Below are 6,156 nucleotides of genomic sequence, written 5' to 3'. Positions count from 1 at the left end.
ATTTTCAAGATGATTTTATCATCTATATTCATAAATTAACGGAATAAATTTTTGTCTATATTTTTGGGGTCATTCCAGAGTGTAAATCCAAGTAAATGTCTAAATTGATGAAGTGTCATTGTGTCTATACCACATTTCTTTCTCAATTTGTGCCATTGCCTTTTAGGAAATGTATAATATCTTTCCCCTGTTACCGGCGAAGGGAATATTAAACCTTCTGTATTAACATTTAAGCACTGTATAGCCTCTTTTAACTCTGGATAAATAGATTAATTAAAACTGTACTGTCAAATAAAACAAATTAAAATATTCAATAAATTGTAATTTTTATAAATATTTGATATAATTAGTTTCAAAACACAGTACTTTTTGCTTTACACAAAAAAAGAAAGGAAAATCATATGACAATGTCACCTAAAATAAGTGCTCTTAGTGCTATTTGTTGGGATTACGATATTGATGCAACTTCAGTATATAAGATATTAACAACTAAAAATGATGTTGATTCTCCTGTTTCATATGATACACTAAGATATAAAATATTAAAATATTTGCCGGTTGATGACTTAAAAAAAGCTTTTTCGATGGAAGAAATAAAAAATATTTTTTCAGATATTAATGTTAAACGAATTAGAAACTCAAAAACTAAATATTTCATAGAAACACTTTAAATAATGGAAAAAAACAAAGAGCAATGGGATAAGCTCTATACTTTCCAAGAAGAAGTATTAGAGAGTTTCTCTCAAATAAAACAATCTGTTTCTACCATATATTTTGGAGGAGGGACTGCTTTAGCTAGATTTTATTTAAACCATAGACTTTCTGAAGATTTAGATTTTTTTGCTGATAATATTTTCCAATTTTATCAAGAATCATTACTCATTTCAAGACAAATACAAGCAAAATATAAAACAAGTGAGAATTTACCAAAAGAAGAAAGTGAAGATTACTCTTTCTTTTATATAGAAAAAGATGATATAGCTCTAAAAATTGAGATACAAAATTATTTTGAAAATAGAGTTGGTAAAATTCATACTTTAAGAAATGGTTTAAAAATTGACAATTTAGAAAATATATTATCGAATAAACTCACTACTTTTTGCAATAGAAATGAACCAAAAGATTTATTTGATATTATATGTATTGCGAATAATTTTTGTTTTGATTGGAGTTGTATACTTCAAGCTTCTTCAAAAAAACAACTTGAGACTGATGAATATGCTGGAAAAAAAGAAAATGTAGTAAAATCAATATATAATTTTAATTATGATCGATTAGAAAAATTTCTAAACTCTTATTATTGTTTAGATAAAAAAAACAATTTTAATGAATTAAAAAAAAAAGCTTTTACTTTGAGAGATGATCTAAATAAGGAACAATGGAATTCTTTAAGCCAGTCGTCTATATTGATAGAGGATGCAAAACCACATTTACTTCATTAATTTCAAATAACTATTAACCGCACTTGCTGCCATTTCTTCTTTTTGATTACTGTAAATTTGAGTAGTTGAAATTCTGCTATGTCCTAGTGCTCGTGATACTTGCTCAATTGGAACATTATTATTGATAAGAGTATATCCAAGAAGATGTCTAAAATCATGCAATTTCATATTAGCAATTCCACATTTCTTTTTTAAATTATGCCATTGTCTCTTAGGAAATGAATAATATTTTTTCCCTGTTACAGATGAAGGAAATAATAAGCCCTCTGTTTTAACTTCTAAACACTCTAAAGCCTCTTTTAACTCTGTATCTAATACAAAAGTTAAAGTCTTCCTTATTTTGCTTTGTGAATCTATTATAGTGTATCTATCATTTTTTAAATCTACATATTGCCATTCAAGTGATAATACTTCCCCTGCTCTTCTTCCTCTTAATAAAAATAAAAACATTGTTCTTATCTGATTATCTGGAATATTCAATATTTCACTATATAATAACTTTGCTTTTTCATCATCAAGAGTAAAATATCTATTTTTATCAAATTTAGGAAATTGCAAACCTTTTGAAATATTTTTATTAACATAATCAAGTTCAACTGCATAATTAAGCATTGGACTAAATACATCTTTAATAGTTAAAATTGAAGCAGGTTTATAACCAGCTAAAGCCATTTTATTTATAATTTTTTGTAAATCATCTTTTTGTAAATCTTTTAGTTTTTTATTTTTTAATTTTGAATCTACATGTTTATTAAAGAACTTTTCATAAATATAAATTTTATTGGAACTTATCATATTTCTTTTATATTTTATATATTCATCAAAAAATTCACACAATTTTGGATTTTCTATTTTTTTAATAGATTCACCATTTTTTATTTTGTTAATTAATTCATTTCTTTTTTCATAAGCTATTGTAGGATTAGTTTTTATTGCATCATTTGAATAACCTACTATTTGCTCTGTATCAATTATGCCAGCAACTTTAATTCGTGCAATATAAGTTTTTACTTTTGATTGAGAATCTTGAACAAAGTAGATTCCTGGAAATTTTGTCTTTTGATAATCACTTCTTTTTAATCCAATACTTCCCACACTTTTCCCCACACTTTTTTAGTAGTATTTATAATATTTGAAGTATATCTTAAAAGTAATTAAAAGTAATATATTAGAGACAAAAGCCCTATTTATAAGTATTTAGTAGTAATTTAGATGGTGTTCGATACTGGATTTGAACCAGTGACCCCTACGATGTCAACGTAGTGCTCTACCCCTGAGCTAATCAAACAATTTTACTAAATACTTCTTGATTTAGCTTTTTGAATATCGTATGAATATTTATAAACCATAAAATCATACATTGTAGTATTTTTATTTTTTGAAAAGAAAAGAAACATCTCTAAAAGTCTTAAAGACATCCTAAAAAAAGCAGTGAATGGTACAATATAAGAGGTTAAAATCTCTATTTTTCTATTTGGATAGTATTTATCAAATTCATATTTCAAATCTTCTAACAATCTCGTTTGTGCTTTTATTTCTTCTATGTCATTAGTTTTTATTACTCTTACAGCAAGCAATAAATTAACTACAAACATTAAAGCATTTAAATTCCAACCTAAAATAAAAATATCTAAATAACTCATTTTTTCTCCAAAGTCTATAATTATATCAAAAAAAATATTAGGTTAAAATGATATAATTCACTCACAAAATTAATAACTATTAATACAACTATATTTTATGCTAAAAATTTAATTTTTTACAAAAGAAACAAGAGAGAAATATGACACAAAATGAATACAATAAAAAAATAGAAACTTTAATAACATGGGCAAAAGCTTATTACGTATATGATAATCCACTTGCAAGTGATGAAGAGTATGATAAACTTTCCCGTGAATGTTTAGCTTTTGAACAAGAAACCCCTACCCTTTCTCACCCTAATTCTCCAAATAAAAGAGTTGGTGGTTTTGTTTTAGAAGGCTTTGAAAAAGCTTCTCATCTTAGTCGTATGTGGTCACAAGAAGATGTTTTTAACACTCTTGAATTAGAAGATTGGATAAAAAGAGCTCAAAAAGTAAATACAAATCTAGAGTTTTATTGTGAGCCAAAGTTTGACGGAGCTAGTTTAAATTTAATATATGAAAATGGTGTTTTAAAACAAGCTATAACCAGAGGTGATGGAAGTGTTGGAGAAGATGTAACTAATAATGTAAAAACAATTCACTCTATTCCTTTGCAAATAGAAGAAAAATCACTTATAGAAATTCGAGGTGAAATAGTTATAAAAAAAGCTGACTTTGAAAAAATAAATGAAGAAAGAGCTTTAAATAATGAGCAACTATTTGCAAACCCTAGAAATGCAGCTGCTGGAAGTTTAAGACAACTTGACCCAAATATTACAGCTAAACGTAAACTATTTTTTAATGTTTGGGGGATAGGAGAAAACTCACTTGAATATAAAAATCTAAGTGATAAGATGAACTATATTTATTCACTAGGTTTTGTAAAACCACCACTTCAAAAGATATGCAAAAATACTCATGAAATTGAAGAACTTTACCATGAAATAATTAAATCAAGAGATACAATTGAGATGATGTTAGATGGAATGGTTGTTAAAATTGATGATATTGAAACCCAAGATGAGTTAGGATATACAGTTAAATTTCCTAGATGGTCTTGTGCTTATAAGTTTCCTGCAGTAGAAAAAACAACTAAACTTAAAGATATTATTTTACAAGTTGGAAGAACAGGCGTTGTTACTCCTGTTGCCATTGTTGAGCCAACACTAATAGATGGAAGTACGGTAAGCCGTGCAACTTTACATAATTTTGATGAGATACAAAGATTAGATTTACGTATTAATGATGAGGTTATTATTATCAAAAGTGGAGATATTATTCCTAAAATCACTAAAGTTTTTACAGAACGAAGAACAGGAGAAGAAGCTATAATTAATCGCCCTACTTCATGCCCAGAATGTGAAAGTGAGCTTTTAGATGAAGGTACACAAATCAAGTGTCAAAATCTTGATTGTCCATCAAGAGTTGTAAACTCAATTATTTACTTTGCAAGTAAAAACTGTATGAATATTGATGGATTAGGAAATAAAATAGTTGAAACTCTTGTAAAAGAAAAAAAGATTTATGACATACTTGATTTATACTCACTTAAATATGAAGATTTGGAAAACCTTGAAGGATTTAAAGAAAAAAAGATAAACAATCTTTTAAATGCCATAGAAAACACTAAAAAAAGTTCTTTACATAGGGTTATAAATGCCTTAGGAATTGAACATATTGGAGAAGTAGCATCAAAACAAATATGTTTAGAATTTGGTCTTGATGTTGTAAGTATTGACTATAACTCTCTTGTAGCACTTGATGGTATAGGTGAACAAATGGCAAACTCTTTTTGTGAATTTATGAGAGTTAATGAAGAACTTGTAGGAAAATTAATAAATACTATAAATCCAACTGTTGAAGAAAAGATAGAAGTAAGCGAAAATGCCTTTAAAGGTAAAACAGTAGTTATTACTGGAACTATGAGTGTAAGTCGTGGAGAAATCAAAAAACAACTTGAAGCATTAGGTGCCAAAGTAAGCTCTAGTGTATCTAAAAAAACAGATTATGTAATATTTGGTGAAGATGCTGGAAGTAAATATGACAAGGCAGTTGAACTAAATGTAAAAACTATAAATGAAGAAGAAATGAATAAAATGGCAAATAAAAGTTCAAATATCAATCAATAAATGAATATGATATTTGAACTTAAAGATTAGTTATTATTCGGCGTGATTTCCATGGTTTCCATTATTTCCATGGTTTCCATTATTACCTAGCTTAATACTAGATGAGTTGCTATTATTCAACTCTGTATCTTTAACTTTAACAACTTTTGTTTTGCTATTGTTAACTTTTTGAACTAAATCTTTTGAGATTTCATTTCCTTTATTATAACCTTTAGAAGAAACTATCTTACCTACATTATTAGAATCAAAATTAATTTTTTTGTCAACTTTATTTTCATGTACACTTGTATTCTCATATGTAACTAAATCAGTTTTTTTACTTTTAGTTTCTTTTGAAGAATTGTTTTGTTTTTCTTTTATTTGTGGCACTGTTCCACCATCAAATTCTTTTTCTAAACTGTTTAAAGTTTCAGGTATAAGAGCTTGTGCAGAAGTTGGTATTTGACCTTGAAGTGTTTGTGTAAATTGTTGTTTTTCTACAAATACACTAACTCCATTGGCAGTTACACTAATTGCTCCATCTGTACATGCAATTATTCTTTGATTTCCAACTATAGTTGTCCCTCTAATACCAATAGATGCAGATTTTGTTTTAAGTTTAAACTTCTCTTTATTTATTTTTCCAATTTTTCCAGTTATTGATTTAAATGAACCTTCCATAAATCCAAAGCTAGCTTTAGACTCTTTTAGATTACTTTCATCATAAACATAATCAAAAATATTCAAAGTTGAATTCTGTCCAATAGTAATAATAGTATTGTCATTCATTGTAATTTGTGCCTTTGAACCTTTTGCACTATTTACTACGTCATTTTTTTCTAACTTTTCTCCAAGTTTTGCTAAAATAGTAGTATTATCTCTAGAGATTTTTATTTCTCCAACTAAAGCTGTTATTTCCCCTATACTTGCAAAAAGAAAATTTGTAAGTATAAAAAGTAAAAAAAGTGTTTTTTTCATGTT

Annotated in this window: 6 protein-coding genes and 1 tRNA gene; 3 read left to right on the top strand and 4 right to left on the bottom strand. The window is 26.9% G+C overall.

Annotated features, from left to right (window positions below):
- The first annotated feature begins 401 nt into the window (after nt 1-401).
- Together ACQY5W_RS10435 and ACQY5W_RS10430 are read left to right on the top strand one after the other, a co-directional pair.
- Nucleotides 402-671, top strand: a complete 270-nt coding sequence (locus ACQY5W_RS10435) for a hypothetical protein (protein ID WP_428024908.1) — start codon at nt 402-404, stop codon at nt 669-671.
- A 3-nt stretch (nt 672-674) separates the two neighbouring features.
- Complete coding sequence (locus ACQY5W_RS10430; RefSeq protein WP_428024907.1) at nt 675-1,442, top strand: nucleotidyl transferase AbiEii/AbiGii toxin family protein; 768 nt, start codon at nt 675-677, stop codon at nt 1,440-1,442.
- Here ACQY5W_RS10430 and ACQY5W_RS10425 read toward each other — a convergent pair.
- The 3 genes from ACQY5W_RS10425 to ACQY5W_RS10415 all read right to left on the bottom strand — a co-directional run bounded on the left by ACQY5W_RS10425 (nt 1,431) and on the right by ACQY5W_RS10415 (nt 3,085).
- Nucleotides 1,431-2,537 (bottom strand): tyrosine-type recombinase/integrase, encoded by a 1,107-nt coding sequence (locus ACQY5W_RS10425; protein ID WP_428024906.1) that lies wholly within the window; start codon nt 2,535-2,537, stop codon nt 1,431-1,433. The two genes, ACQY5W_RS10430 and ACQY5W_RS10425, sit on opposite strands and share 12 nt — an antisense overlap.
- A 118-nt stretch (nt 2,538-2,655) precedes the next feature.
- A tRNA-Val gene (locus ACQY5W_RS10420) sits at nt 2,656-2,730 on the bottom strand.
- A gap of 7 nt (nt 2,731-2,737) precedes the next feature.
- Nucleotides 2,738-3,085: a hypothetical protein gene (locus tag ACQY5W_RS10415; protein ID WP_428024905.1), complete on the bottom strand. Its 348-nt coding sequence runs from the start codon at nt 3,083-3,085 to the stop codon at nt 2,738-2,740.
- 140 nt (nt 3,086-3,225) lie between these two features.
- Between ACQY5W_RS10415 and ligA the strand changes: the two genes are divergently transcribed.
- A complete protein-coding gene (ligA, locus tag ACQY5W_RS10410; protein ID WP_428024904.1) occupies nt 3,226-5,196 on the top strand; it encodes an NAD-dependent DNA ligase LigA in 1,971 nt (656 codons plus the stop codon).
- Between the two features lie 33 nt (nt 5,197-5,229).
- Here the strand turns inward: ligA and ACQY5W_RS10405 are convergent, their stop codons facing one another.
- Nucleotides 5,230-6,153 (bottom strand): FecR family protein, encoded by a 924-nt coding sequence (locus ACQY5W_RS10405; RefSeq protein ID WP_428024903.1) that lies wholly within the window; start codon nt 6,151-6,153, stop codon nt 5,230-5,232.
- Nucleotides 6,154-6,156 lie beyond the last annotated feature (3 nt).

The sequence above is a fragment of the Arcobacter sp. genome (assembly GCF_050300555.1).
Classification (GTDB): Bacteria; Campylobacterota; Campylobacteria; order Campylobacterales; family Arcobacteraceae; genus Arcobacter.
This window is presented reverse-complemented; position numbering and strand designations above follow the sequence as displayed.